At 67.8% G+C, this 23330-nt stretch carries 25 protein-coding genes; 1 reads left to right on the top strand and 24 read right to left on the bottom strand.

Going from position 1 to position 23330, the window contains the following annotated elements; all coding sequences use genetic code 11:
- Positions 1-39: 39 nt before the first annotated feature.
- The 22 genes from VGC47_08025 to rho all read right to left on the bottom strand — a co-directional run bounded on the left by VGC47_08025 (position 40) and on the right by rho (position 20257).
- The gene (locus tag VGC47_08025) at positions 40-2733 is read right to left on the bottom strand and encodes a S8 family serine peptidase (GenBank protein ID HEX9855244.1); all 2694 of its coding nucleotides are present in this window, start codon (positions 2731-2733) and stop codon (positions 40-42) included.
- Between the two features lie 49 nt (positions 2734-2782).
- Positions 2783-3247, bottom strand: a complete 465-nt coding sequence (locus VGC47_08020; protein ID HEX9855243.1) for a hypothetical protein — start codon at positions 3245-3247, stop codon at positions 2783-2785.
- Between the two features lie 103 nt (positions 3248-3350).
- Positions 3351-3683 carry a F0F1 ATP synthase subunit epsilon gene (locus VGC47_08015; GenBank protein ID HEX9855242.1) on the bottom strand — a complete coding sequence of 111 codons (333 nt, stop codon included), beginning with the start codon at positions 3681-3683 and terminating at the stop codon, positions 3351-3353.
- Positions 3683-5116 carry a F0F1 ATP synthase subunit beta gene (atpD, locus tag VGC47_08010; protein ID HEX9855241.1) on the bottom strand — a complete coding sequence of 478 codons (1434 nt, stop codon included), beginning with the start codon at positions 5114-5116 and terminating at the stop codon, positions 3683-3685. The genes VGC47_08015 and atpD overlap by 1 nt, the downstream gene beginning before the upstream one ends.
- Positions 5117-5156: 40 nt before the next feature.
- Entirely contained in the window at positions 5157-6029 is an 873-nt protein-coding gene (locus VGC47_08005; GenBank protein ID HEX9855240.1) for a F0F1 ATP synthase subunit gamma, read from the bottom strand.
- Positions 6030-6032: 3 nt separating this feature from the next.
- On the bottom strand, positions 6033-7634 hold the full coding sequence (gene atpA, locus VGC47_08000) for a F0F1 ATP synthase subunit alpha (protein HEX9855239.1): 1602 nt from the start codon (positions 7632-7634) through the stop codon (positions 6033-6035).
- 3 nt (positions 7635-7637) lie between these two features.
- Positions 7638-8180 (bottom strand): ATP synthase F1 subunit delta, encoded by a 543-nt coding sequence (gene atpH / locus VGC47_07995; GenBank protein ID HEX9855238.1) that lies wholly within the window; start codon positions 8178-8180, stop codon positions 7638-7640.
- A complete protein-coding gene (gene atpF / locus VGC47_07990) occupies positions 8180-8737 on the bottom strand; it encodes a F0F1 ATP synthase subunit B (protein HEX9855237.1) in 558 nt (185 codons plus the stop codon). Before atpF ends, atpH begins: the two co-directional genes overlap by 1 nt.
- Before the next feature lie 9 nt (positions 8738-8746).
- A complete protein-coding gene (atpE, locus tag VGC47_07985; GenBank protein ID HEX9855236.1) occupies positions 8747-9022 on the bottom strand; it encodes an ATP synthase F0 subunit C in 276 nt (91 codons plus the stop codon).
- 44 nt (positions 9023-9066) lie between these two features.
- Entirely contained in the window at positions 9067-9882 is an 816-nt protein-coding gene (gene atpB, locus VGC47_07980) for a F0F1 ATP synthase subunit A (protein ID HEX9855235.1), read from the bottom strand.
- On the bottom strand, positions 9873-10349 hold the full coding sequence (locus tag VGC47_07975; protein ID HEX9855234.1) for a hypothetical protein: 477 nt from the start codon (positions 10347-10349) through the stop codon (positions 9873-9875). The genes atpB and VGC47_07975 overlap by 10 nt, the downstream gene beginning before the upstream one ends.
- Positions 10346-10633: an AtpZ/AtpI family protein gene (locus tag VGC47_07970; protein HEX9855233.1), complete on the bottom strand. Its 288-nt coding sequence runs from the start codon at positions 10631-10633 to the stop codon at positions 10346-10348. Before VGC47_07970 ends, VGC47_07975 begins: the two co-directional genes overlap by 4 nt.
- A gap of 90 nt (positions 10634-10723) precedes the next feature.
- Positions 10724-11995, bottom strand: a complete 1272-nt coding sequence (gene glyA, locus VGC47_07965) for a serine hydroxymethyltransferase (GenBank protein HEX9855232.1) — start codon at positions 11993-11995, stop codon at positions 10724-10726.
- Positions 11996-12041: 46 nt separating this feature from the next.
- Entirely contained in the window at positions 12042-13211 is a 1170-nt protein-coding gene (locus tag VGC47_07960; protein ID HEX9855231.1) for an FAD-binding oxidoreductase, read from the bottom strand.
- Positions 13208-13918: an SDR family oxidoreductase gene (locus VGC47_07955; GenBank protein ID HEX9855230.1), complete on the bottom strand. Its 711-nt coding sequence runs from the start codon at positions 13916-13918 to the stop codon at positions 13208-13210. Before VGC47_07955 ends, VGC47_07960 begins: the two co-directional genes overlap by 4 nt.
- Positions 13915-14469: an L-threonylcarbamoyladenylate synthase gene (locus VGC47_07950; protein HEX9855229.1), complete on the bottom strand. Its 555-nt coding sequence runs from the start codon at positions 14467-14469 to the stop codon at positions 13915-13917. Before VGC47_07950 ends, VGC47_07955 begins: the two co-directional genes overlap by 4 nt.
- Positions 14470-14579: 110 nt before the next feature.
- On the bottom strand, positions 14580-15410 hold the full coding sequence (gene prmC, locus VGC47_07945; protein HEX9855228.1) for a peptide chain release factor N(5)-glutamine methyltransferase: 831 nt from the start codon (positions 15408-15410) through the stop codon (positions 14580-14582).
- Positions 15407-16552 carry a hypothetical protein gene (locus VGC47_07940; GenBank protein ID HEX9855227.1) on the bottom strand — a complete coding sequence of 382 codons (1146 nt, stop codon included), beginning with the start codon at positions 16550-16552 and terminating at the stop codon, positions 15407-15409. The genes prmC and VGC47_07940 overlap by 4 nt, the downstream gene beginning before the upstream one ends.
- Positions 16545-17636, bottom strand: a complete 1092-nt coding sequence (gene prfA, locus VGC47_07935) for a peptide chain release factor 1 (protein HEX9855226.1) — start codon at positions 17634-17636, stop codon at positions 16545-16547. Before prfA ends, VGC47_07940 begins: the two co-directional genes overlap by 8 nt.
- A complete protein-coding gene (locus VGC47_07930; protein ID HEX9855225.1) occupies positions 17629-18576 on the bottom strand; it encodes a DUF1385 domain-containing protein in 948 nt (315 codons plus the stop codon). Before VGC47_07930 ends, prfA begins: the two co-directional genes overlap by 8 nt.
- A complete protein-coding gene (rpmE, locus tag VGC47_07925) occupies positions 18577-18819 on the bottom strand; it encodes a 50S ribosomal protein L31 (protein ID HEX9855224.1) in 243 nt (80 codons plus the stop codon).
- 70 nt (positions 18820-18889) lie between these two features.
- Entirely contained in the window at positions 18890-20257 is a 1368-nt protein-coding gene (rho, locus tag VGC47_07920; protein ID HEX9855223.1) for a transcription termination factor Rho, read from the bottom strand.
- Between the two features lie 465 nt (positions 20258-20722).
- On the opposite strand from rho, the gene VGC47_07915 reads away from it, so the two are divergent.
- Positions 20723-20905 carry a hypothetical protein gene (locus tag VGC47_07915; GenBank protein ID HEX9855222.1) on the top strand — a complete coding sequence of 61 codons (183 nt, stop codon included), beginning with the start codon at positions 20723-20725 and terminating at the stop codon, positions 20903-20905.
- A gap of 3 nt (positions 20906-20908) precedes the next feature.
- On the opposite strand, the gene thrC is transcribed toward VGC47_07915, so the two are convergent.
- The gene (gene thrC / locus VGC47_07910; GenBank protein ID HEX9855221.1) at positions 20909-21931 is read right to left on the bottom strand and encodes a threonine synthase; all 1023 of its coding nucleotides are present in this window, start codon (positions 21929-21931) and stop codon (positions 20909-20911) included.
- A 3-nt stretch (positions 21932-21934) separates the two neighbouring features.
- Positions 21935-23224 (bottom strand): homoserine dehydrogenase, encoded by a 1290-nt coding sequence (locus VGC47_07905; GenBank protein HEX9855220.1) that lies wholly within the window; start codon positions 23222-23224, stop codon positions 21935-21937.
- Between the last annotated feature and the right edge of the window lie 106 nt (positions 23225-23330).

Genomic DNA, 23330 nt, shown 5'->3' with positions numbered 1-23330 from the left:
CCGTTCCCGACGAACACCACCTCGGCGTGCCCTACGAGCTCACGACTCGCACCCGGATTCGTTCTCGCCGTTGCAGGAGTCCGTCCCCGACCCGCCCACCAGGGTGTCCGTGCCACGGCCGCCGACGAGGGTGTCGTTGCCACCCTGCCCGCGCAGCGTGTCGGCGCCCGCCTGACCACGCAGGGTGTCGCCCCCGCCGCCCCCGGCGATGGTGTCCATGCCGTCACCGCCGTCGAAGGCGTCTCGTCCCGAGTTGCCGTTCATCTCGTCGTTGCCCACTCCACCGTCGCCGACGTCGTCGCCACCGCCACCCGCGATCTCGTCGTTGCCGCTGCCGCCGTCGAGCGTGTCGTTGCCGCCGCCGCCTTTCAGCGTGTCCTTGCCGCTCCCTCCGTCGAGGTCGTCCTTGCCGCCGGACCCGATCAACGTGTCGGCGCCGCCCTTGCCGTCGAGGGTGTCGTTGCCACCCATGCCGCGCAGCACGTTGGCGCCACCGTCACCCTTCAGGGTGTCCTTGAAGGGTGATCCGTCGACGTTCTCGATGGACGCCAGAGTGTCCGAGCCCTGGTTCCCTGTGCCATTGGCGAGGTTGACGGTGACGCCGGCGGCGGCACCGGAGTAGTCGGCGGTGTCGACGCCGCTGCCGCCCATCAGGTTGTCGTCATCGTCGTCTCCCGCAAGGGTGTCCTTGCCCTTCTGGCCGAAGATCCTGTCGTTCCCGTTGCCGCCGTTGCCGACGTCGTTCCCGTTGCCGAGGCAGATGACGTCGTTGCCACCCTTGCCGTTGACGATGTCGGCACCGCCCAGAGACACGATGACGTCCTTGGCGGACGTTCCGTCGATCACATCCGGGCCGTCCGTTCCGATGATCGTCGCCGCCTGCCCGTCGCACTCGAGGTCGGGGAGGTTGGACAGAGCGTCCACCGCGTCGACCAACCCGTAGCCGCTGAGGTTGTCCACCCCGTTCGTCTCGATGTCGATGGCGGTGTTCTGGAGCTGGAAGTAGACACCGGCCGGCGTGAAGTCCGGGGCGCGGTCCAGGAGGAGCGCAGCCACGGCGGCCGCATGGGGCGCCGCCGCCGACGTCCCGAAGAAGTTCGGGAAGGCGTCGGCGTCGAACCCGATGTCGGATCCGAAGAACGTGGTGTTCGTGCCGTCGGCGGCCGCGATCTCCGGCTTGTGCCGCAACTCCGGACCGCCCGGAATGGTGTTGCCGCTGCCGTCGAAGTAGATGGGGATGTTGCCTCCGAGCGACGAGAAGGGCTCGACGTTCGTTTGGTTGTTGGGTGGGTCCACGGTCGGGTCGTCGATCTCACCGTAGAAGACGGCCGCCACCGACCGAGCGTCCTTGGCCACGGCGTGGCCGTACTGCTGGGCGTCGGTGAAGATGTCGCCCTCGAAGCCGAGCGAGGTGATGCTCGACGTGAGGCCGTAGGTGGCGATGCGGAAGTAGTTGCCACCGCCGGCGGCGCTGCAGAAGCGGTCGACGACGACGAAGACGTCCTGCTGCGATCCGGTCGTGTTCTGGTAGCTCAACCCCTCGAGGGGATCGCCGGCCTGCGTCCCGGCAGCGATCCCGCAGCCCTGGGCGCCGGCGCTGGCCGCCAGGAGATTGGCGGCTGGATCGGCGGCATCGAGGAGGTAGATGTCGAAGTCGTTGATGGCGCCGTCCCCGAGCGTGCCGTCGAACGGGTCGTTCCACTGCATGATCATCAGAACGCCTTCGCCGGGGTCGAGCCTGACCCGGGCGAAACGGTCGTTCCCGCCGAAGTCGTGACGACGGTCACCGAAGTCCTCGTAGGAGTCGGTGACCCCGAACGTGCCCTGGTTGCCGGCAGACGAGAAGTACGGGACACCGGCGTCGGCCGCCGCTTGGGCCGCCTGGGCGACGACGCCGTCCTGGAACATCGGCTCGGCGAAGTAGATCACGTCGTCGACGATGACGTTCGATCCGCAGTCGACGAGATCGGTGATTCCCTGGGCGAAGTCGGCCTCGCTGATGAAGGCGGTCCGGAAGCTCAGGTCGGCGCCCGGGGCCAGGTCGGAGATCAGCTCGGCCATGCCGCGACCCTCGTCGCTGCCGGCGGTGTCCTGGATGACCCGAACCGAGGCGGGGACGTCACCCGAGGTCTGGGAAGACGTGCCGCTGACCGTCCGGTTGCAGCCGCTGCCATTGACCGTGCCCGTCCCGGCGCCGTCGAACGAATCGGACAGAATCCCGATGTCCACGCCCGTGCCGTCGACGCCGAACTGGGAGCGGGCCTGGGCCGCCCGCATCGAGTCGTCGGCCTGGTTCTCGACCGACCCGGTCGCCGTCGTCGCCCCGTACATGGGGTGGATCGTCGCAAGGCCCTCGAGCTCGACGAGGTCGGCGATGCCGTCAAGGGCAATCGCTCCGTTCAGGAACCCGACGTCGAGGTGGGCCCCCGTCACCTGCAGTCCGGCAGCTTCGGCGGCGGCGACGGTCGCCGCATCCAACCTGTCGAATCTCAGCTCGACCTCAACGAGGCTGTCGACGAACGTGACGATGGGGACTTCCGCTTGGATCGCGGCGGTATCGGTGCCCTCCGCCGCCAGATCCATGGCGGCGACCAGGTGGCTCGACACGCTCACTCCCTGGGAGGTTCCCACGACCGATTTGACGGGTTCCTGCCGCCTGGTCGCCGCGGGAGCTGCGACCCACCCGGCGCTGACGAGCGTCAGTACTGACACGAACACGAATAGGCGGCGCATGTGGACTTCCCCTCACGAGATCATCGCCAGCCGAGCATACGCGATCGGGTCAGCCCGTTGTCGCTCCGAGCGCCGCCGCGATCGAGACGACGGAGTCCAAGTCGGCGAGATCCAGGAGGCCGCTGGGCGAGATCGACCCGGTCAGCAACCGCAGGTCCGGGTAGTCGCCCGTGATGTGCAGACCTACCGCCACGGCGGCGGCGCGCTCGACGTCGGTGAGATCGTCGAAGGTGACCTCGATCATGACCCCGCCGTCGTCGAATCTGAGCTCGGGGAGCTCGGCCGCGATCTCATCGATGCCCATGCCGGCCTCGGCCAAGTGAAGGGCCTGGATGAGACGCGACGCCAGCTTTGCCTCGGACCCGGTCGGCTTGTCCACACGTGGATCGTCCGACGGCAAGGTCTGCGGTGGAGCGGCCGTGGTCGTGCTCGTCGATGTCGAGTCGGTCGCAACGGGGTCGGCTGCACCGCATGCAGCCAGGATGATCGCCATCACCACGAGTGAGCGCTTCATGACATCCCTGAGACGCCGACACTGCGACCGCACGTTCCCGAGATGGCTGTCGGAGCGGTGGATCGACCCCCGGCGACGACGCCCAGAGCGGAGTCCGTCCCCGCTACGTCGACTCGTCCGCCGCCGCCTGCAACTCGACGGCCACCTTGAGCGCCTCCTCGCGACTCTCGCTGATCTCGGCACGGTCGGTCAGCAGCGTCACCTGGTTGTGGAAGATCTGGAGGAAACCGCCATGGATCCCGACGGTCGTCCGCGAGGCGTCCCGTCCCTGGATCTCGACCACCCCGGTTGCCAGCGCAGCCATCGTCGGCTCGTGGTCCCGCAGCACCCCCATCTCGCCTTCTGTGGTCCTCGCCAGCAGGAAGTCGGCCTCGCCCGTCCACACGACGGCCTCCGGCGTCACGACGTCGACGTCGAAGTACGGATGCTCCGCCATCAGGACGCCTCGATCTGCTTGGCTTTTGCGACGGCGTCCTCGGCGCCCCCCACCATGTAGAAGGCCTGCTCAGGGAGATGGTCGAGCTCTCCGTCGATGATCTGCTTGAACGACGAGATCGTCTCGTCGAGCGGTGTGTAGATGCCCTCCTGGCCGGTGAACTGGGCGGCGACGAACATTGGCTGGGCGAGGAAGCGCTGGATGCGGCGGGCCCGCCCGACGATGAGGCGGTCCTCCTCGGACAGCTCGTCGATCCCGAGGATGGCGATGATGTCCTGGAGGTCCTTGTAGCGCTGCAGGATCTGCTGCACCTGGGTGGCGACCGCGTAGTGGTCCTCGCCGACGATCTGCGGGTCGAGTGCCCGGCTCGTCGAGTCGAGAGGGTCGACGGCCGGGTAGATGCCGAGGGCGGTGAGCGGCCTGGAGAGGACCGTGGTGGCGTCGAGGTGGGCGAACGCCGTGTGCGGCGCTGGGTCGGTGATGTCGTCGGCCGGGACGTAGATCGCCTGCAGGGAGGTGATCGACCGGCCGCGCAGCGACGTGATGCGCTCCTGGAGGAACCCCATCTCTCCGGCCAGCGTGGGCTGGTAGCCGACCGCCGAAGGCATCCGACCGAGCAGGGTGGAGACCTCGGACCCCGCCTGGGTGAAGCGGAAGATGTTGTCGATGAACAACAGCACGTCCTGGCGTTGCACGTCACGGAAGTACTCGGCCATGGTGAGCGCCGACAGGGCGACACGGAGGCGCACGCCTGGGGGTTCGTCCATCTGGCCGAAGACGAGGGCGGCTCGCTCGATGACGCCGGACTCGGTCATCTCGAGGAACAGGTCGTTGCCCTCGCGGGTCCTCTCCCCGACCCCGGCGAACACCGATACGCCACCGTGCTGCTCGGCCACCCGGCGGATCATCTCCTGGATGAGCACCGTCTTGCCGACGCCCGCCCCGCCGAACAGGCCGATCTTGCCTCCCTGGAGGTAGGGGCAGACGAGGTCGAGTACCTTGATGCCGGTCTCGAACACCGTCTTCTGCGGCTCGACGTCTTCATACGCCGGCGGGTCGCGGTGGATCGGCCACCAGTCGCCGGTGAACTCGACGTCCGGGGCGTCGAGCGACTTCCCCCACACGTTGAAGATGTGGCCGAGCGTCTGGTCGCCGACGGGCACAGAGATCGGAGCACCCGTGTTGCGGACCTCGGCTCCCCTCACCAGGCCGTCGGTGGGAGCGAGGGCGATGGCACGGACCCGGTTGTGGCCGAGGTGCTGGGCCGTCTCGCACAGCACGGTGTTCGCCTCGCCGAGCAGCTCGTAGTCGACCTCGAGGGCGAAGTTGATCTCGGGAAGGGCGTCGGGAGGGAACTCCACGTCGATGACGGGGCCGGACACCTTGACGATGCGCCCGGTCGCGAGGCTTTGCGCTGTTGTTGTCACTGTCATGCTCCGTTGTCGCTCGAGAGTCGTGCTCGTAGAACCGTCTTCATCCGGAGAGCGCCTCTGCGCCTCCGACGATCTCGGAGATCTCAGTGGTGATCTCCGCCTGGCGAGCCTGGTTGGCCTGGCGTGTCAGGAGCCTCGTCAGCTCTTCCGCGTTCTCGGTCGCTGCCTTCATCGCTCTGCGGCGCGCCGCATGCTCGGATGCCGAAGCCTCGAGGAGGATGCCGAACACGGTTCCCTCGAGGTACCGAGGGAGCAAGCGGGTGAGGATCTCCTCCGGCGATGGCTCGAACGTGTACCCGCTGCCCGTGGTCGCCGCCTCCATGTCCGGCGGCTCGATCGGGAGCAGCGGCCAGAGGCCGGCGTTCTGCGTGAGCGCTGAGACGAAGCGGGTCGTGAACACCTCGACGGAGTCGATGACGCCTTCCTCGTAGTCGTTGAGCAGGACGTTGGCGATCGCCCTGGCGTCCCCGTACCCCGGCGTATCCGTGACGCCGAGGAATGACTGCTCCAGTACGTACTTCCGATAGCGGAAGTAGCCCTGCGCCTTCTTGCCGATCGCATACAGCCGCGTCTGGAGCCCGTCGGCTCTGTGGGCCGCCATCGCCCGCTCGGCGAGACGGATCACCGATGCGTTGTACCCGCCCGCCAGGCCTCTGTCCGACGTGACGACGAGGACGCCGACCGTGCGAACCTCCCTGCGCTCGAGCATCGGATGACGCAGGCCACCCGAGGCGGCCGCGATGTTCCTGATGACGTCCGCCATCTTCTGGGTGTACGGCTTCGACTGGGCGACCCGCACCTGGGCCTTGGCGATCCGCGATGTGGCGATCAGCTCCATGGCACGGGTGATCTTCATCGTGGACTGGACGCTGCGAATGCGCCTCCGGATCTGGCGAACCTCGGCAGATGCCATCGGCTACTCCCCGGCCTCCCCGTCCGGCACCTCGGACGGTTCCTCGTCCGAGCCGGCCTCCGCCACGTCGTGGGTCGGCGCCACGGCCGCCGGAGCAGCGGTCTCGCCCCGGCCGGTCGCCTTGAACGTATCGATTGCGCTGCGCAACTCGTCCTCCGGCAACTCGCCGGTGTCACGGATCGACGCCAGCAACCCCGGGTGGCGTGACTCCAAGAACCCGCGCAACTCGTGCTCGAACTCCCTGATCTGCTTGACCGGGACGTCGTCCATGTAGCCCTCGGTGACCGCGAAGATCGCAGCCACCTGCCCCTCCACGGGTACCGGGGCGAACTGGCCCTGTTTCAAGGTCTCGACGACCCGCCGGCCGCGCTCGAGCTGGGCCAGCGACGCCGAGTCGAGCTCCGAGCCGAACTCGGCGAAGGCTTCGAGCTCGCGAAACTGGGCGAGGTTGAGGCGCAGCGGACCGGCGATCTTCTTCATCGCCTTGATCTGGGCGTTGCCGCCGACCCGGGACACCGAGATGCCGGCGTTGATGGCGGGCCGGATGCCGGAGAAGAAGAGATCGGACTCGAGGAAGATCTGCCCGTCCGTGATGGAGATGACGTTCGTCGGGATGTACGCCGAGATGTCGTTCGCTTTGGTCTCGATGATCGGCAGCGCCGTCAATGAGCCCGCTCCCAGCTCGTCGGAGAGCTTGGCGGCGCGTTCGAGCAGCCGGCTGTGGAGGTAGAAGACGTCACCCGGGTACGCCTCACGCCCCGGAGGGCGGCGCAGCAGGAGCGAGATCTCCCGGTACGCCACGGCCTGCTTGGACAGGTCGTCGAAGATGACGAGGGCGTGCTCGCCCTTGTACATCCAATACTGGCCGATGGCGGAGCCGGCGTACGGGGCGTACATCTGGAGCGCTGCCGCCGTCGAGGCGGGGGCGCTCACGATCACGGTGTACGCCATGGCCCCGACCGCATCGAGTGCCGACTGCACCTCGGCAACGGTCGACGCCTTCTGGCCGATCGCCACGTAGACGCACTTCACGTTCTCGGTCGCCTGGTTGATGATCGTGTCGACGACGATCGCCGTCTTGCCCGTCTGACGGTCGCCGATGATGAGCTGGCGCTGGCCGCGTCCGATCGGAATCATGGCGTCGATCGCCTTGATGCCGGTCTGCAACGGCTCATGGACGGGCTGTCGCTCCACCACCGACGGCGCCTGCGTCTCGAGCAGGCGTGTCTCGGTGGCTTCGATGGGCCCCTTGCCGTCGACTGGGTTGCCGAGCGGGTCGATCACCCGGCCGAGCAGCGCGTCGCCGACGGGAACCGACAGCACCCGCCCCGTCGCCCGTACCTCGTCGCCCTCCTCGATCGTCGAGGAGTCGCCCATGAGCACCGCTCCGATCGAATCCTCGTCGAGGTTGAGGGCGACGCCGATCATCCCACCGGGGAACTCGAGGAGCTCGGAGGCCATGGCGCCGGGCAGGCCGACGACGCGTGCGACGCCGTCGCCGACCGAGGTCACGTAGCCGATCATCTCCTGCTCGAGGCGAGGAGACCAACCCTCCAGATTCTTGCGGAGCGCTTCGGTGATGTCGCCGAGTACCAATTCAGCCATTCGCTATCCCCATGCCTCTCTCAGATCCTGCAGGCGGCTGCGGACCGACCCGTCGATCACCATGTCACCGACCTTCGTGACGATGCCGCCGACGAGGGACGGGTCGACGATCACGTTGGCTCTGATGCGCTTCCCCGTCATCGCCGCCAGGGTCTCCTCGAGGCGTCCGACCGTCGCAGCGTCGAGGTCGACGGCTGAGCGCACCTCGGCCACGGTGAGCCGCTCGCTCTCGGCGGCGAGATCGACTGCCCGCTTGGCGATGCGGTTGAGGTCGGAGGTGCGCCCGGCGCCGACGAGCAGAGTGACGAGTGCGATGGACGCTCTGGAGGCCCGGCCATCGAGCACGTCCGTCAGCACGGCTTGCTTGCGCTCGACGGGCACCCGCGGGTCGGCGAGCGTGTCGTGCAGCTCGGCGGAGCCCTCGACGGCGCGGGCGATCTTGTACAGCTCGTCCGTGATCCCGTCCGGGTTGCCCTCCGCACGACCGACGTCGAGCACGGCGGAGGCGTACCCGTCGATGACGCCGGAGTCGGTGATCCCGTCCATCAGTTCTTGGTGCTCCCCAGCTCCTCGATGTAGCGGTCGACGAGGGCCTGCTGGGCGTCACGATCGAGGCTCGATCCGACCACCTTCTCGGCCACGTCGAGGGACAAGCTCGCCACCTCGCGGCGGATGGCCGCCTCGGCCCGCTCCCGCTCCCCTGCCAGGTCGGCCTGGGCGCGTTGCTTGATCGCCGTTGCCTCCTGCTCGGCCTTGGCGACGATGTCCGCCCGCACCTTCTCGGCCGACTGGCGGGCCTCTTCGACGATCCGGTTGGCCTCTTGGCGGGCACCGGCGAGCTGCGCCTGATAGTCGGAGAGCAGGGACTGCGCCTCGAGCTTGGCCTTGTCGGCCGCCGCCAGATCAGACCGGATGGCGGCTTGGCGCGCCTCGAGGATTCGGTTCACGGCAGGCAAGACCCGCTGGCGCACGACGATGAAGATGATGACCGCGGCGATGACCCCGGCGATCAGCTCCGACGTCTCGGGACGAAGCAGGTCGATGCCTCCGCCCTCCTCGGCCTCTTCGGCCGCAAGGATGAGCCCGGTTGACAGGAAGAACATCGCTGCCTCCTAGGCGATGAAGAAGAGCACGAAGCCGAGGAGCGCCAACGCCTCTGTGAAGGCGATGCCGAGGAACATCGTGGTCCTGGCGACACCAGCCGCCTCCGGCTGCCGCGCCATGGCTTGGATGGCGTTGCCCGCCACGATGCCGATGCCGATGCCCGGCCCGATGGCGGCAAGCCCGTAGCCGACGAGAGCGAGCGGTCCGCTCAGGTTGTCGATGTTGCCGCTCACCCCCTCGGCTGCCTGGGCAAGGATCGTCTGCACTGCGAGGAGTGCCTGCATCCGCTGTTTCCTTTCTCTTTTCTACAACCGTGTCCGGGTGCCGCTCAATGCTCCGGGTGCACCGAAGACTGGACGTACACCGCTGAGAGCAACGTGAAGATGTATGCCTGGAGGACGGCGACGACGATCTCGAAGACGAAGATGCCGAGCCCGAAGACGAACCACAGGATGCCGATGCCGGCCCTGACCCCGATGTCGCCGACGCTGCTCATGAAGATCCAGCCGGACACGAGCAGCAGGGTCAGCATGAGGTGGCCCGCCACCATGTTGGCGAAGAGTCGAACCGCCAGCGTGATGGGGCGCAGCGCGAACACTGACACGAACTCGATGAGGCCGACGAGCCACCGCAGGCCGATCGGCACGCTGCGGGGCCAGACGAGATCACCGACGTACCGAAGACCGTTCTTGGAGAAGCCGACCACCACGAAGATGACGTAGGTGACGAGTGAGAGAAAGAGCGGGATGGCCATGCGGGAATTGATCGGGAAGTTCACGAACGGCGTCACCTCGAAGAGGTTGCCCACGAGGATGAACGTGAAGATCGTGAGGAGGTACGGGGCGTACTTGGCGCCCTCCGGCCCGATGATCCCGAGCGCGATGTCGTTGCGGACGAATTGGACGAGTGACTCGACCATCAGGCCGAACTTCGTCGGCACGAGTTGTTGCCTGCGCAGCCCGAAGTAGAAGAGTGCCAGTACCACGAGCATCGCCAGGAAGATGAGGAAGACGGTGCGCGTGAAGTGGAACGGGCCGATGGAGAAGAGCGCCCTCTTGAACTCGAACAGCTCGAGGACGTCGGCGGGGGCGCATATCACCTCACCCGTCGTATCGCACTCGCTGGTGGCCAGGATCAGTTCCACTCGAGCTCCCTCTCCGCGCCGCGCACCACGGCCCACGCCTCCCACGTCAGCAGTGTCAGATATGCGACGACTGCTGCGATGCCCATCGCCGGGCGGTCGACCTCGAACACGGCGGCCAAGAGCAGCATCGTGAGTGTGATGAGGCCAAGCCGCACCAAGAAGCCGAGCAAGGCGGCCGCATGATAGACCCGGAGGGACACCGTCGCCGCCTTCGACAGGACGGCCCCTGCGAGCAGGAAGTTGGCGACCACGACCGTGACGCCGACGGCGGCGGACACGGCGCCGGCGCCGCCCCGTAACAGGAGGGCGCCGCCTACGACCGCCGGAGCGACGACGACGGCGCGGCGAACCGTCTCCCAGGCGAGGATGGACTCCACCGGTGTCTGCAGAGGGCTCGGCGAGCGGTAGGCCCGTTCGATCGACTCCGCCTCGTCCGGGCCGCCGCCGGCCCACGCCTTCCGACTCATGTTTCGCCGTCTCCTGTCGGGTCGGTCGCCCCGGCCGGCCTCGGAAGGGTGCGCGCTTCCGGGTTGATCTGCCGTGCGGACTCCATCATCCGCCAGAAGCCGACGGCCACGCCGGCGATGATCATCACCACCGTGAGCCACGGGTCGGTGCCGAGCGCCTTGTCTGCGAGGAAGCCGATCAGCAACCCTGCGAGTATCGAACCGAGGAAGTCGCCACCGGCCGACCACTCGCCGACGACAGATGCACTGCCGTTCCTCCGTCGGTTCTCCGGATGGTCGCTCACGGTCCCTCGATGCTACCGGCAATGATTGTGATTAGTTTCACAAGCGGCTGATGCGACTGTACAACAAGGCCGGGGGGTGCCGCAACCCTGTCACACGTGTCCGGGGAAGCCCGCCGGGTACGACGGGAACGTCGCAGCCAGCTCGGCCACCTGCTCGGCGAGCTGCTTGAGGGCGATCTCGTCCTCCCGCTTGCGGAAGATCTCCACCATGAGGCTGCCGAGCGTCGTCATCTGCTCCTGCTTCATGCCGGCGGTGGTGACAGATGGTGTCCCGATCCTGACCCCTGACGTGATGAACGGCGAGCGCGGGTCGAACGGGATCGAGTTGCGATTCAGCGTGATCCCGAGCGAGTCGAGCAGACGGGCGGCGTCCTTGCCGGTGAGGTCCTCGTCGACCGATCTCAGGTCTATCGAGAACATGTGGTTCTCGGTTCCTCCGCTGACGATGCGGGCGCCCTCCTCGGCGATCGTGTCGGCGAGGACGGCGGCGTTGCGCACGATCTGATTGGCGTAGGCCTCGAAGTCCGGCTTCGCCGCCAGCTCGAAGCACAAGGCCTTGGCTGCGATCTGGCTGTTGATGGCGCCGCCTTGCGCAAATGGGAACACCGCCTTGTCGACGTCCTTGGCGAAGCGGTCGGTCGAGAGGATCAGGCCGCCGCGGGGGCCGCGCAGCGCCTTGTGCGTCGTCGCCGTGACGATGTGGGCGTGCGGCGTCGGGTTGGGGTGCGCCTTGCCGGCGATGAGCCCGATGATGTGGGCCGCGTCGACCATGAGCAGCGCCCCCACCTCGTCTGCGATCTCCCTGAGCGCCGACCAGTCGATGAGTCGCGAGTAGTTGCTGTAGCCGGCGACGATGAGCCTCGGGCGATGCTCGACGGCGAGTCTGCGCACCTCCTCGAGATCGATCGTCTCGGTCTCCTTGTCGACGCCGTACGCCACGAAGTTGTAGAGCGCCCCGGAGAAGTTGACGGGAGAGCCGTGGGTGAGATGACCGCCCTGATCGAGCCGCATGCCCAGGATCGTGTCACCAGGATCGAGCACCGCGGCGTAGGCGGCCATGTTCGCTTGCGAGCCGGAATGCGCCTGCACGTTGGCGTGCTCCGCTCCGAAGAGCTCCTTCGCCCTGTCGATGGCGAGCTGCTCGACCTCGTCGATGATCTGGCAGCCCTCGTAGTAGCGGCGACCCGGATAGCCCTCGGAGTACTTGTTGTTGAGCACGGACCCGGACGCCTGCATCATCGCCCGGGAGATCAGGTTCTCGGATGCGATGAGCTGGATCTTGGTCCGCTGACGGTCGGCATCGCGGGCGATCAGCCCTGCGAGGCGCGGATCGACGTCAGCGATGTCGCGGGTGTCGAACATGGGCCCCCCGGGTGAGACGGTGTGAGCCGCAGGGTAGTCGGCGACGTCAGATGATCCGGCCTGCGTGCTCGTGCACCGGGACCTCGTCGAGGATCCGCTGAGGGCCGAAACGGGAGAGGTCGAGCGACACGGGCGCCTCGAGGATCAGCTCGGCGAGGTAGCGGCCGACGGCGTGGCATTGTTGGAAGCCGTGGCCGGAGAACCCATTGGCGAGGAAGAATCCGGGGGTAGAGGGCCACTCCCCCAATATGGCGTTCCCGTCGAGGGTGTTGACGGCATAGAGGCCCGTCCAGCCCCCGGTGACCCGAAGCTCGTCGAACGCCGGCATGACCCGAACGAGCTCGGGCCACAGTCGCTCGTAGAAGGCGTCCCGCCTGAACGTGAAGTCGTATCCGACCGGATCGTCCGGTAGCGACCATGCCATGACGAAGGTCCCGTCGTGCTCCGGGATGGCGTACAGCCCCCCCGGCAGGAAGACACTCGGCAGGTTCGACCCGGGGCCGGTGGCGGTCTCGACGACGTACACCGTCCGCATCACGGGCTCGACCGGCAGATCGACGCCGACCGTCTCGGCGATGGCGGCCGCCCAAGCTCCGGCGCCGTTGACGACCACGGGCGCACTGAGACGCTCTCCAGAAGCCAGGTCGACGCCGGCGATACGACCCCGCGCCGCGACGAGGCGGCGGACGTCGCCTTCGACGAAGCTGGCCCCCATGGCGGCCGCCTTGCGCCGGTACCCGAGGAGGACGGCGCTCGGGTCGACCGAGCCGTCGAGCCTGCCCAAGGTCCCGCCGACGATCCCTTCGGCGCGGTAAGGCGGGAACCGCTCGGCGATCTCGGCGGCGCTCAGCCATGCGACCTCGCATCCCGCCTCTCGCTGCCGGGCCAACCCCTCGTGGGCCGCATCCAGGCCGGCTTCGTCGACGAGGAACAGGTTCCCCTGGTGCCTTGCGCCCGGATCGGGCCGGCTGTCGCCGACCGCCATGTCGTCCGCGAACGTGCCGAGCACTTCGAAGGCGAATTGCGACATGGCGATGTTCTCCGGCAGGTTGAACTGCACTCGGACGTTCCCGTCGGACAACATCGTCGAGGCGTGCCGATACGTCGAATCCCTCTCGACGACGGTCACCGCCAGCCCGGCGTCGAGCCGGAGCAGGTGGTACGCCGTGGCGCACCCCATGACGCCTCCGCCGACGATGACGACGTCGCTGTTCATCCGATCGACCGGGTGATGCCGCCGTCGACTCGCAGGTTCTGGCCGGTGATGTAGGCGGCGTCGTCGGATGCGAGGAAGGCAACGGTCGCCGCGATCTCGTCGGTCGTCGCGTACCTGCCTGCCGGAATGGCGGCGAGGGTCTCGGCGGTCTCCGGATAGCTGTCGACGAACCCCGGCAGCACGTTGTTCATGCGAATGCCGGAGGCGGCGTGCTCATCGGCGTACAGCTTGCAGAACCCGGCGAGGGCGGCGCGTAGCGAACTCGAGACGGGGAACTCGGGGCTCGGCTCGAACGCCGAGAACGTCGAGATGTTCACGATCGACCCGCGCCGCTGCTCGAGCATCATGGGCGTGACCAGCCGGGCCATGCGGACGACGTTGAGGAGGACCATCTCGAGCCCGGCGTGCCACTCCTCGTCGGTGATGCCGAGCAGCGGACCTTTCGGTGGATGGCCGGTGTTGTTGACCGCCACGTCGATCCTGCCATGTGCATCGAGCGTCGTCATGACGAGTCCGGTGAGGTCGGCGGGTTCGGTGACGGACCCCTTCACCCCGATGGCGCCGAGCTCGGCGGCGAGGTCCTCCGCTCCGCCCCCGTCCGACATCAACGCCAAGTCGTATCCCTCCGCCGAGAGGCGGCGCGCCACCGCAGCGCCGATCCCCTTGCCGGCGGCAGTGACGATCGCTACTCGACCTGTCCCGCTCAAACCGGGCCCCGGCGCAGCACGAGGGGCGCCGGCTCCGTCAGGTCGATGATGGTGGACGCCTGACCGCCCGGAGCCTCGCCCTCGAGGTAGTAGCCGACATCGTCCCCGAAGATCTCAGCCGCTTCCTCGTGGTTGATCGCCGACACCCTGCCCGCCAGGTTGGCGGACGTCACCGCCAGTGGGCCGACCGTGCCGAGCATCTCGAGAGCGACATCGTGGCTCGGGCACCGCAATCCGATCGTGCGGCGGGCAGGGTCACCGAGCCAGTCCGGTGCCCCCGCCAGGCGCGGGAGCACGAGCGTCAGTCCGCCGGGCCAGTGCTCGTCTGCCAAGTCGAGCGCCTGGTCCGTGAACGAGGCCAGCGACATCGCCTGGTCGATCGAGGCGACCAGCAGGGCGAGCGGCTTGTTGCCCTCACGCCCTTTCAGCTCGTAGAGGCGCTCGATCGCCTCGACGTTGAACGGGTCGACCGCCAGGCCATAGACCGTGTCGGTCGGCATCCCGATGATCTCCCCCTCGCGAAGTGCCCATACCGCGGCGTCGATGCTCACACCCATCTCCTCCGAGTTCGACCTTCTAGGGAAAGCTAGTGCTCCGGCGTTGGCATGGGAACCCTCGGCCGGAGTCGTGGCGCGGCTTCGAGCACTCGGACGCTCGGGGGTCAGGGGATGAGACGGCCGATCACGAACCTCGGTCGCCCCGCCAGGTCGTTCCGGATAGCGGTGTCGAGCGATGCGAGGAGGGCGAGCGCCTGCTCGGCTCGGTACTCGTTGATCTCGCAGATCAGCCAGCCGCCGGGGGCGAGCCAGTCGGCTGCTCCTGCTGCGATCTCGGCGAGCACCTCGTCGCCCGACTCGCCGGCCACGAGGGCGGCGCGCGGCTCGTGGTCCCGCACATCGACCGGAAGAGTGTCGACCTCGCCGGCGGCGACGTACGGTGGGTTGGCGGCTATCAGGTCGACGCCGCCCCGAAGGGCGGGGTCGAGGGGGTCATACGTGCTTCCGATGTGGAAGACGGCCTGCAGGCCGGTACGGCGGGCGTTCGCCTCCGCCACCTCGATCGCCTCAGCGGAGACGTCGGTGGCATACACGTCACTGTCGGGACGGGCGTGCTTGATGGCGAGCGCCACGTTGCCGCTCCCGGTGCACAGATCGACGACGACCGGCGCGGCAACGTCACTGATGAGGTCGATTGCGATCTCGAAGAGTTGCTCGGTCTCGGGACGCGGGATGAGGACCCTCGGATCGACGAGCAGCTCGATCGGGCCGAACTGGACGGTGCCTTCGAGGTACTGGAGCGGCTCGCCCCGCCGCCTGCGGTCCGCCAGCTCGAAGAACGCCGCCGCCCACCGCTCCGACACCTCGGGATCGCCGATCATCCAAGCCCGCGGCCTCCCGGTGACGGCGACGAGGAGCCGTTCCGCCTCGTGCCGCGGAAGCTCGCTCTCTGCGATCATGCTCGAGACCTTCACCGTGTTGGGGGGGCGGCTCATCCGGTCCGCAGGTACACCCGCACACCATCGGTGCCGACGACCATGAACCATGGCTGCCCGGTGACGAGGTCGACGCCGAGGTGGGCCGGGCTGCCCGGATCGGCCGGCGTGAACGGATTCGTGAGCGCATCGGCCTCCGAGACGGCCCCGTCGGGTGTGATCGAGAAGATCCCGGCCACCTGCTGGGACTCGTCGACCTCGGGGACGCCGTAGAACAGCACGTGGAGCGTGCCGTCAGGGGCGCTCTCGACCTCGACGCCACCGAGCACGATCGACTCGGGGTCGTCCGCCCAACGCAACAGGATCGTCCCCGTCACTCCGGTGTCCGGCAGCGTCCGGGTCGCCTCGCCTCGCTCGATGGCGAAGGTGTAGCTGGTGCCTGCTCTCGTGCGGAACGCATCGACCGGCTGGGAGGCCCCCGTGGCCGGGTCCACCCGGACGATCGAGTCGGTTCCGATCTCGAAGCCGAAGAGGCTCTCTCCGTCCGTCGTCGTGAGCGAGACGGAGCGGTCGAGCGGGACGGTGCTCATGTCCCGCTGGCCGACGACGAGGAGCCTGCCCGTGTTGAGGCTCCCGGCGGCGACGGTGCCGTCGTCGAGCGGGCTCGGGATCTGGTATTGGAAGTACTGGCCGTCGACGAGGATGTCGGCGGGAACCGGGAGCGCATCCATGAACTGACCGGATGCGTCGTAGCGAGCGATGCGCTGCTTGGCTGCGTCGAGGAACCACCACGTCCCGTCCGCCGTCTGGGTCCCGTACTCGGGGCCGAGGGTGAGGCCCTCGCCACCTGGGGCGGTGCCGAGTTGATCGTCGCCCTCCCCGTACGGGATGAACAGGGTCTCCTCCCAGGTGTCGGCCATCGCACCGACGCTCGCGATGAGCACCGTTGCGGTGCCTTCGGCAGCCGTCGTCGTCGTCTCCGCAGCCGCGGTCGTCGTCGTCTCCGCAGGGACCGTCGTCTCCGGCGGCTCGCTCGTCGTCTCCGGCGGGGTGGTGGTCGTCGTCGCCGGGGGCGGTGTCGAGGTCGTGGTCGTGGTGTCGCCTCCTCCTCCGCCGCAGGCGGCCGCGGCGAACATCGCCACGGCTACGAGCACCGTCGACATCAACCTGCCGTCGAGCACGAGACCTCCTGCCTCAGACATCGGCGGTCTCGAATTCCGCCAGCCGCTCGGCGGCCTCGTGCGCAATGAGGGCAGCGTGGACCTCTTCCAGATCTCCGTCGAGAATCTCGGGGAGCGAGTGAACCGTCAGGCCGACGCGGTGATCTGTGACGCGGTTCTCCTTGTAGTTGTACGTGCGGATCTTCTCGGAACGCTCGCCGCTTCCGACCTGGGCCTTGCGCGCAGACGCCCGCTCGCCCATCTTCTCGGCGAGCTCCATCTGGTAGAGGCGCGCCCTGAGCACCCGCATCGCCTTCAGCTTGTTCTGGAGCTGAGACTTCTCGTCCTGGCACGAAACGACGATACCGGTCGGGACATGGGTGATCCGCACCGCCGAGTCGGTCGTGTTGACCGACTGACCGCCCGGCCCCTGCGAGCGCATGGTCTCGATCTCGAGATCGTTCTCCGAGATCTGGATCTCGACCTCCTCGACCTCCGGAAGGACCGCCACCGTCGCCATGGACGTGTGGACCCTCCCCTGCGACTCGGTCTTCGGCACCCTCTGCACGCGATGCGGCCCCGCCTCGTGCTTGAAGCGGGAGTAGGCGCCTCGTCCCTTGACCGCGAACGTCGCCTCCTTGAGGCCGCCCGTCCCCGTGAGCGACGTGTAGATCGGATCGATCTTCCAGCCGTGGCGCTCTGCGAACCGCTCGTACATACGGTGGAGGTCGCCTGCCCACAATGCCGCCTCGTCGCCACCGGCAGCCGCCCGGACCTCGACGATGACATCCTTGTCGTCGTTCGGATCCTTGGGCACGAGCATGAGCTTCAGCTCGGCCTCGAGCCGATCGAGCTCGGCGGCGCGTCCAACTGCCAGCCCACCGAGGTACTCCCGCATCTCGGGATCCGACTCGTCGCGCAGCATCTCCGTCGCCTCTGACTTGTCGACCTCGGCCGCCAGGTAGCCCCGGAAGCGCTCGACTATCGGCTTGAGCTCGGCGTGGCGAATCGAGATCTCGCGATAGCGATCGGAGTCGCCGAGCGTGGCAGGGTCGGCCATCTGCTCGAGCGTCTCGTCGTACGCCTGCTCGATCTCTCGGAGCTTGCCGATGAGGGTGTCATCCATCGGATGCTCCGCGAGCCGCCATGGCCGGCGCCAGGGCGCCGTCCGCCAGCGGCCCGCGCTGCTGCACCTCGGCGAGCTCCTCCTCGGAAAGCGCCGCCAGCAGGCTCGTCACGGCCACGGGCACCATGTCCTCCTCGGGCTCGGAGGTCGTGATCCGCTGCAGCCAGATGCCCGGGCGGCTCGCCCATTGGAGCCACTGCTTGGTCGCGGCGGCCTTGAGGACCTCGTACGAGAGTCCGGCGATCACCGGGATGAGGACGATCCTCGCTCCGATCTGTGGGAGCAGCGGCAGAGGCGCCAGCGTGAGGAAGACGACGAAGGCAACCATGCCCACGATGATGATGAACGACGTCCCGCACCGAGGGTGGCGAGGGCTGTATCGCTGGATGGCGTCGATCGTCAGCGGGTCGCCGGCTTCGTAGGCGTGGATCGTCTTGTGCTCCGCTCCGTGGTACATGAAGACTCGCTGGATCTCCTTCAGTCGGGAGATCAGCAGCATGTAGATCACGATCAACACCAGCCTGATGATCCCGTCGAGCACAACGAACCCGAGCGAGGAGTCGTTCACGAAGCGCTTGAGGAAGTCGGCGGCGAGCACCGGAGCGAGGATGAATAGGGCGAGGGCGAAGGCGACGCCGACCACCATCGTCACGATCGTCTGGCCGCGGGTGATCTCCTCGCCCTCCTCTCCCGACATCTGCGCCGACCACGACAGTGCTCGGAACCCGAGGCTGAGGGACTCGCCGAGCACCATGACCCCGCGGATGAACGGGATGCGGGCCGCCCTAGAACGCGCCGTGAGGCGAGGAAGCTCGTCGCTCCTCGCCTCGATGGTTCCGTCGGGCCGGCGAACGGCAACGGCCCAGCCCGTCGGGGCTCGCATCATCACGCCCTCGATGACCGCCTGGCCTCCGACGGTTGCGCCGGGTGATCGGCTCAATCAGGCCTCCGACTCACCCGCCGCGCTGTTCTCGGAGCCCTTGCCCATCTTGGCGTAGCGCTTGCGGAACCGCTCGACGCGGCCACCTGAGTCGACCAGCTTCTGCTTGCCGGTGAAGAACGGGTGGCACTCGTTGCAGAGCTCGACGTGGAGCTCAGGCCGTGTCGACTGCGTCGTGAACGTGTTCCCGCACGAGCAGGTGACCGTGGCTTCGATGTACTTCGGATGGATGTCGGCCTTCACGGCGGATCGCTCCCTTCTCTTCCAGAGATCTCTTCGACAGATCGAGCTCGGGGACGGTAGCGCGCCGCCGCTACTGGCCGCTCTTCGCCACGCTCAGCAGGAACTCGACGTTCGACTTCGTGCTCTTCAAGCGGTCGATGAGCAGCTCGAGAGCGGCGCCGGACTCGAGGGCGAGGAGCACCCTGCGCAGCTTCCACACCTCCTGGAGCTCGTCCCTCTCGAACAGCAGCTCCTCTCGGCGTGTTCCCGAAGCTTCGATGTCGATCGCCGGATAGATCCGCTTGTCCGCCAGCTTCCTATCGAGACGCAGCTCCATGTTTCCCGTCCCCTTGAACTCCTCGAAGATGACCTCGTCCATCCGTGATCCGGTCTCGACGAGTGCGGTACCCAGGATGGTGAGGCTGCCGCCTTCTTCGATGTTGCGCGCCGCGCCGAAGAATCGCTTCGGCGGGTAGAGGGCGGTTGAGTCGACACCACCGGAGAGGATGCGGCCGCTCGCCGGAGTCGCCAGGTTGTGAGCCCTGGCGAGGCGGGTGATCGAGTCCAGCAGGATCACCACGTCTGTGCCCATCTCGACGAGCCGCTTCGCCCGCTCGATGGCGAGCTCCGAGACCTGGGTGTGCTCCTCGGCAGGCCGGTCGAAGGTCGAGAAGATGACCTCGCCCTTCACCGAGCGCTGCATGTCGGTGACCTCTTCCGGCCGCTCGTCGACGAGCACGACCATCAGGTGGCACTCCGGGTTGTTGGCCGTGATCGAGTTGGCGACCTCCTTGAGCACGGTCGTCTTGCCGGCCTTCGGCGGCGAGACGATGAGCCCGCGCTGGCCCTTTCCGATCGGGGCGATGAGGTCGATGATCCTGGGGAGGATGTGGCCCGACTGGCCGTCCACCTCGAGCCGGAGGCGCTGATCTGGGAACAGCGGCGTCAGGTTGGCGAACTTCCTACGGTCCATCGCCTCTGCGGGATCCACCCCGTTGACCGTCACGACCCGCACGAGCGCAGGGAACTTCTCCTGGGCCCTGGCGGGGCGAATCGGGCCGGAGCAGATGTCTCCCTTGCGGAGCCGGTGCTTGCGCACGAGGTTCGCCGAAACGTAGACGTCCTTCTCCCCCGGCAGGTACCCGGTGCACCGAAGGAACCCATAGCCCTCGGGGAGGATGTCGAGGATGCCTTCGCGAACCTCTAGCTCGCCTTCGTCGACCTGCTCCTGCTGCCCGCTGCGGCCGCGCCGGCGGCGCCGGTTGCGGCTCCCACCCTGGCGGGAGTCCTGATCGTCGTCGTCCCCGTCCTCGCGGGGGCTCGCCTCCGATGGCTCGCCGTTCGTGGTCTCGGCGGGTTCGGGCACCATCGTGGCGTCGAACTTCTCCGACTCGACGATCGCCGCGATGAGCTTCGACTTCTGCAATCCGTCGTGTTCGACTTCGACCTTGTCGGCCATCTCGCGCAGTTCGTCGAGGCCGAGCTCCTGGAGTCTGGCTCGTGTGGTCATGTCCAGTGATGCCCCTTTCGGCGGTGAAGTGACCGCTGTCCGTCTCGGCGCCATGAAGTGAAACATGGCATCCTGCGGGCCTGTGGAGTTCCCCGGGACCGGCGGCAAGACGGGTCGCGCCCTGCTGGGAGTGGGGGAACGGATAACGATCCGGATGGCATTGTAATTCCGCTCCGGAACTTCGCAAGAACAGGATCGGCCAACCGACGCTCGGGACTTAGCGATTCGCGATCCGACCGGTACTTGGACGGCATCCTCTCAGGTGTCGGACGGCAGCCACTCGGGTATGGGACGGGCTCGACAGAGGAGGATCCCGGTGACGGCGCACACCCCCGAGCAGCTCGTCTGTCCCGAGTGCGGGCGTCGCGTCGGCCACGACGAATGGCGGCGGCGCTCCGACGATTACCGCTGCCGGTGCGGTTCGACGCGAGAGCCGATCGTCGACTTCGGAGACGCCCCGATGGCGACCACAACGTCCCGGACGACGAAGACGACGAGCTCGACGCCTCGACGCACGACGCCCGTGAGGAAGCCGTCGAAGTGCTCGAAGACGAAGGGGCGCCCGGGACCATCAACCCGCAGACCTTGCCCCGCTGAGACTCACAGGCCGACGAAGTCGGTGACGGCGTCGAGACGCGGTGGGATCGGCCGAAGGTCCGGGAACGTCGCCGTCGCGACGTCGGGGTCCTTCAGGCCGTGGCCCGTCAGGGTGCAGACGACTCGACCCGCCGGGAGGTGCTCCTTGAACTTGAGCACACCTGCGATCGAGGCGGCAGAAGCCGGCTCGCAGAAGATGCCCTCGGTCGACGCAACGAGCCGGTACGCCTCGAGGATCTCCTCGTCAGTGACTGCCTCGATGCGCCCGCCGGACTCGTCGCGGGCCGCGATGGCACCTTCCCATGACGCCGGGTTGCCGATGCGGATGGCGGTGGCGACCGTCTCGGGCTCGTCGACGATCTCTCCCAGGACGAGGGGTGCCGCCCCGGCCGCTTGGAAGCCCCACATCACGGGGGCCTCTTCAACGGCGCGGTAGCCCTTCCAATGGGCGGTGATGTTGCCTGCATTGCCGACGGGCAGCGCATGCACCGCGGGTGCCTCCCCGAGCTGGTCGATGATCTCCCAGGCCGCTGTCTGCTGGCCCTCGATCCTGTGAGGGTTGATCGAGTTGACGAGCACGACGTCGTGCTCCTCCGTGAGCTGTCTCACGAGCGCCAGGGCATCGTCGAAATTGCCGTCGATCGGGACCACGGTCGCTCCATGGGCGACGGCTTGGGCGAGCTTGCCCCGGGCGATCTTGCCGGCCGGGAGCACCACGATGCATCTGATCCCGGCCCGGGCCGCATAGGCCGCCGCCGACGCCGACGTGTTGCCGGTCGAAGCGCACGCCACGGCGGTCGCCCCCGCCTCGAGGGCCTTGGACACGGCCATGGTCATCCCTCTGTCCTTGAACGAACCAGTCGGGTTGGCGCCGTCGAACTTCAATGACAGCGGGCGGTCGACCATCTCGGAGAGGCGGATGGCCGGGACGAGAGGGGTGTTGCCCTCGTTGAGCGTGACCACGGGGGTGGCGTCGGAGACGGACAGCCTGTCGCGGTATGCCTCGATGAGGCCGCGCCACTGCACCGGTCAGTCCCCCAGCGTCTCGACGCGGATGATCGAACCGACAGAGCGGACCGCCGCCAGGCCGCGCACCGCGTCGACTGCCATGCGCTGCCGATGCTCGGGGGCGGAATGGGTGACGATGAGGAGCCTGGCCTCGCTGCCGAGCCCGTCCTGCCACACCGACTTGATGGACACGTCCGCCTTGCCGAACTCGCCTGCGATCTGGGCGAGCACCCCCGGCTTGTCGTCCACCTCGAACCGCACGTACCACTGCGTCTCGACCTCACCGAAGTCGATGAGTCGGCCGGGCGAGAATTGGATCCGCGGGGCAACTTGGGCACCGGCGAGCAGCTCTCGCGAGGCGTCGATGACGTCGCCGAGCACCGCGGTCGCCGTCGGTTCGCCCCCCGCGCCGGGCCCCGCGAACAGCAGCTGGCCGACGGACGGGCCTTCGATGAAGATCGCATTCGTCGCGCCGCGGATGGCGGCGAGCGGATGCGAGGCGGGGAGCATCGCCGGGTGGACCCTGGCGCAGATGCCGTCGGCGGACTTCTCCGCCACCGCGAGCAACTTGATGGCGAAGCCGGCTCCTCGAGCGAAGGTGAAGTCGGCGGGCGCCAGGTCCTCGATGCCCTCGAAGCGGACGTCGCCGATGCCCACCCAGGTCCCGAATGCGAGCGACGCCAAGATGGCGGCCTTGGCGGCCGCGTCGGCACCAGAGACGTCCGCGGTCGGATCCGGCTCGGCGTAACCGAGCTGCTTGGCTTCTGCGAGGGCATCCTCGTAGCCCTGCCCCTCCTCGGCCATGCGCGTCAGGATGAAGTTCGTGGTGCCGTTGACGATCCCGAGCACTCGCTCGACCTGCTCGCCCGCCAGTGTCTCGGTGAGCGGCCGGATGATGGGGATGCCGCCTCCAACCGCCGCCTCGAACAGAAGTGGGACGCCGCGCGACTCGGCGGCGGCGATGAGCTCGGGGCCCCTGGCGGCGATCAACTCCTTGTTGGCCGTCACCACCGGCTTGCCGGAGTCGAGTGCCCTCAACACGAGGTCCCCGGCAGGGTGGCGGCCTCCCATGACCTCGACGACGAGCTGCACGTCCGGATCGTCGACGACGACAGAGGGATCGGCGACGAGCACCCCGTCCGGGACCGAGAATTGGCGCCGCTTGGCGGCATCGCGCACCGCCACCCGCCTCACTTGGAGATCGAGCCCGGTCTTGGCGCGGATCGCCGCCCCATCCTCCACGAGGCGCCGTATCACGGTTCCCCCAACGGTCCCTGCTCCGAGGATGCCTATCCCTACCGTTGTTTCCATGAGGCGGGATGGTAGAGCGGCACCCGCCGGCTCCCGGCACCCGACGCCTTCCAACCGTCGGCCGGCACGGCGGGAGCGCCTCTGCGGCGGGTCTCTCCCCCTACGA

The sequence above is a fragment of the Acidimicrobiia bacterium genome (assembly GCA_036396535.1).
Taxonomy (GTDB): Bacteria; Actinomycetota; Acidimicrobiia; order Spongiisociales; family UBA5794; genus DASWKR01.
The sequence above is the reverse complement of the archived record's forward strand: the minus strand, read 5'-3'. Positions and strand labels throughout refer to the sequence as shown.